Origin of the sequence: Mesorhizobium sp., assembly GCF_004962925.1 — a bacterium.
Classification (GTDB): Bacteria; Pseudomonadota; Alphaproteobacteria; order Rhizobiales; family Rhizobiaceae; genus Mesorhizobium.
The window spans coordinates 15,649-19,834 of record NZ_SUEO01000118.1; the positions used below are offsets into that span (position 1 = coordinate 15,649).

Here is a 4,186-nt window from a genome sequence, read left to right on the forward strand (position 1 = left end):
GTGCTGCCGACAGCCGTGACGTCAAGCACACGACCGCCATTGGCGACCAGCGCGCCGCTGTTGATGGCGGTGCCGGCATGAAAGATCTCGACGCCATCGCTCGCGACCTCTTCGACGCCGCGAATGACCGAGCCCTTTTCCGGCGTGCCGGGATAGCCCCTGGCCGCCATCACCACGGTGAGCGCCGCCTCGTCGCGCCAGCGCGCTGACATATGCGCAAGCTGGCCGTCGGCAGAAGCGTTGAGCAGGACCAAAAGATCGTCCTTCAGCCGCATCATCAGCACCTGGCATTCCGGGTCGCCGAAACGGGTGTTGTATTCGATCAGCTTCGGCCCCTTGTCTGATATCATCAGGCCGGCGAACAACACGCCTGAAAACGGCGCGCCAAGTTCGGCCATGCCGCGCATGGTAGGCTCGACGATCTCGCGCATCGTGCGGTCGATCATCTCCGGCGTCATCACCGGGGCCGGCGAATAGGCGCCCATGCCGCCGGTGTTCGGGCCGATGTCGCCGTCACTGAGACGCTTGTGGTCCTGCGCGGTGCCGAACGGTAGCGCGGTGGCGCCGTCGCACAGGCAAAAGAAACTCGCCTCTTCGCCGGTGAGAAACTCCTCAACCACCACCTCGGCACCGGCCTGGCCGAAAGACCCGTCGAAACAGGCTTCGAGTGCTGCCAGCGCCTCGGTCAACGTCATGGCGACGGTGACGCCCTTGCCGGCGGCGAGGCCGTCGGCCTTGATGACGATCGGCGCGCCCATCTTCTCGACATAGGCCCTGGCCGACGCCAGGTCGCCGAAACGGCCATAGGCAGCGGTCGGGATTTCGTATTTCGCGCAAAGGTCCTTGGTGAAACCCTTCGAGCCTTCCAACCGCGCCGCAGCCTTGGACGGGCCGAAGACGCGAATGTTTTCAGCGCGGAGGTCGTCGGCAATGCCGGCGACCAGCGGCCCTTCCGGCCCGACCACGACGAGATCGATCTTTTTCTCTATGCAGAACCGGGCCACCGCCGCATGATCGGCAATGTCTAGCGTCACCAGCTCGGCTTCGCGGCCGATACCCGGGTTGCCGGGGGTCGCGTAAAGCTTCGTCAGCAGCGGCGAAGCCGCGATCTTCCAGGCCAGGGCATGTTCGCGGCCGCCGGAGCCGATCAATAAAACACGCATGCCCACATCCCTTGCCATTCCACGATCAGGACTGCGCTATTGCGCCTCGGACGATGGGTCAAGACATTTGGGAGACTTTGAGAGCAATTCCACACGGGAACGGGAATGGTCGGCCCGGCATGACGCTTGACGGCGTTCGCCTCTGCTGCCACTCCAGCACGATGGAAACCGTCCAGTCGAAAACAGCCCAGGGCCGCGTCGCCGATGCGCCGAGCGGCCACTGGGTCTACCGCATTCTGCCACGCTGGCTGTGGCCCTATGCGCAGCTTGCCCGATGGGACCGGCCGATCGGCTGGCAGTTGCTGTTGTGGCCGTGCTGGTGGTCCGCAGCCCTCGCAGCAAGCGCCTACCCGCGCCCCGGCGACCCGCTGCTCTCTCTGCTGCCGGCGCCATGGTATCTCGTGCTGTTCCTGATCGGCGCCATCGCCATGCGCGGCGCCGGATGCACCTATAACGATCTGGTCGACCAGGACATCGACAATCAGGTGGAACGCACGCGTTCGCGGCCGTTGCCCTCGGGAAAGGTCACACGCCGGCAGGCCTGGGCGTTTCTCGCCGTCCAGGCATTGATCGGCCTCGCCGTGCTTTTGCAGTTCAACAGCTTCGCCATCCTGCTCGGTATCTGTTCGCTCGCCGTCGTCGCTGTCTACCCATTCATGAAGCGATTTACCAACTGGCCGCAACTGGTTCTCGGCCTTGCCTTCTCCTGGGGTGCGCTGATGGGATGGGCGGTCGAGTTCGGCGATCTCGATGGCCCGCCCGTCATGCTCTATATCGGCTCGATCCTGTGGGTGATTGGATACGACACGATCTATGCGCATCAGGACAAGGAAGACGATGCCATCGTCGGCGTGCGCTCGACCGCACGCCTGTTCGGCGACAACACCAAGGCCTGGCTCGTCGGGCTCTATGGCGGAGCGCTGGTCTGCTTCGCCATCGCCTTCGCGTCGGCGCAGGCGCCGGTGCCGGCGCTGGCCGGGCTTATCGCCGCCGGTGCCCATATGGCGCGGCAAGTAGCAAGGCTGGACATCGACGATGCGGACCAGTGCATGCTTTTGTTTAGGTCGAACAACCAGGTCGGCTGGCTGGTCTTCCTTGGCCTGATCGGCGGCGCGGTGTGGGTGGCGCTGAAGCCGTTGGTTTAGGCGATGTCGACATTCAGGTGATGCCGGCCTGCAAACGGCGGCTTCCTGCGCTTCCGGTGCTCACGTACCCAAAAGTACGCTCCGCTCCGGTTCTCGGAAGCCACCATTTTCGGCTCGGCCTAACCTGAATCTCAACACACCCTTAAGCGCATCACGTTTCAACGGACTTTTGCGCGACATGCGCTATTCGTCGCGCGAGATAATTTCCTTGCCGCCGATGACCAGCCTGAGGCCGAGATCGCCGGCCCTGCGGCGGGCGAGAAAGCGCGGGCGGCGCGTGTTCGAAATCCGACCCTTGCGACGGTCCTGCGCCGGCAATGTCTTGATTGCGGCGCCTAGCGATTCCTCCAGCGTGCGGGCGACGCCGTCGGATTCGATCAGAAGCATCGGCAGACGATAGGCGTCGGCCCAGGCGCGCCAGTCGGCTGCGACATCCTCGAGATCGTCGGCGACCAGCAACGGCACCGACAGCATCGGATCATTGTGCAGAAGCTCCAATGTCACCGTGACATTGCCATCCGGATCCTCCATCGCGCGGGCGGCCACGCCGCGAAATGCGTTGGCGGGCAGAGCGATGATCGCCGGCACGCCGCTCATCTCCAGCATGCGGCGAATGACGGCGCCACGGTGGTCGATGGTGAAGGTAACGTCGCCATAGTCGTCGCGCGTGGCGTAGCTCACTACCTGCGGCAGGCGGAATGGGTCGAGGCGCATATTGCGCCCGGCCCAGACTGGCTTCAGTCCAGTGTTCATATTGTGCCTTTCCTGTCTCTCCTGAGAGCCGGTCTTCCGGTTCTCCGGGCTGGTTTTTCCAGCCTCGTTGTGGGGAAACATTAGCGCGGGCTTCTTATCGCAGCGCTTAAGAAAGTCGGTTAAATTTTGCTGATCTCAGGGGGATGGTTATCGGAATGCGACCATTCACAAAACATCGAAAGGATTAGATAACCTTACCGGGATTCATGATGCCGGCCGGATCGAAGGCCGTCTTCACCCTGCGCATAAGCTCGATCGCCATCGGCGGCGCCGTCGCGATCAATTCATCCCGCTTCAGCTGGCCAATACCGTGCTCGGCCGAGATCGAGCCGTGAAAGTTGCGCACGACATCGTGCACGGCCTTGTTCATGGCGTGATAGAGCCCGAGAAACGCTTCGTCATCGCCGCCGACCGGTCGCGAAATATTGTAGTGGAGGTTGCCGTCGCCCATGTGGCCGAAACAGACCTCGCGCGCACCGGGGCTAACCGATTGCACGGCGCCGGCCACCTTTTCGATGAATTGCGGGATAGCCGCCACCGGCACCGAGATGTCATGCTTGATCGAGGCGCCTTCGGGCTTCTGTGCGTCGGGCAGCACCTCGCGGAAATTCCAGAAGGCATCGCCCTGGGCGAAACTTGCCGCGATCACCGCATCGCCGACGATTTCCTGTTCGAGGCCGGCCGTGAGCAGCTCCTCGATCAGGGCTCTCGCATCCTCCGCCGAGCGCCCCGACGAGATTTGCACCAGCACATACCATGGCCAATCCTCGGCCAGCGGCCGCACGGTGCCCGGCGCGTGCAGAAGCGTGAAGTCATAGGGCCTCTGTCCGATCAGCTCGAAAGCAGTGAGCGCGGCCCCGGCACGGTCCATCGCCAGGCTGAACAGAGACAGCGCCGCCTCGGCCGAGGACAGGCCTGCAAACGCCACCTCGCGCCCCTTAGGCTTGGGGAAAAGCTTGAGCACGGCAGCGGTGATGATGCCGAGCGTGCCCTCGGCGCCGACAAACAGGTTCTTCAGATCGTAGCCGGTGTTGTCCTTCTTCAGCTTGCGCAGATCGTCGAAGACCTCGCCGGTCGGCAGCACCACCTCGACGCCGAGGCAGAGCTCACGCGCATTGCCATAGG

4 protein-coding genes are annotated in these 4,186 nt (G+C 63.5%); 1 reads left to right on the forward strand and 3 read right to left on the reverse strand.

From position 1 onward, the window contains the following. Window positions 1-1,163 (reverse strand): phosphoribosylamine--glycine ligase (gene purD, locus E5W87_RS21680; RefSeq protein ID WP_292402018.1); only part of this gene is annotated, 1,163 nt, incomplete at its 3' end. Between the two features lie 161 nt (window positions 1,164-1,324). Between purD and ubiA the strand changes: the two genes are divergently transcribed. Further along, window positions 1,325-2,308, forward strand: a complete 984-nt coding sequence (gene ubiA, locus E5W87_RS21685) for a 4-hydroxybenzoate octaprenyltransferase (protein ID WP_292402022.1) — start codon at window positions 1,325-1,327, stop codon at window positions 2,306-2,308. A 183-nt stretch (window positions 2,309-2,491) separates the two neighbouring features. Here ubiA and E5W87_RS21690 read toward each other — a convergent pair whose 3' ends face one another. Next, window positions 2,492-3,061 (reverse strand): DUF6101 family protein, encoded by a 570-nt coding sequence (locus tag E5W87_RS21690; RefSeq protein ID WP_292402012.1) that lies wholly within the window; start codon window positions 3,059-3,061, stop codon window positions 2,492-2,494. 184 nt (window positions 3,062-3,245) lie between these two features. Beyond that, on the reverse strand, window positions 3,246-4,186 hold a 941-nt coding region (locus E5W87_RS21695; protein ID WP_292402014.1), incomplete at its 5' end, for an FAD-binding oxidoreductase.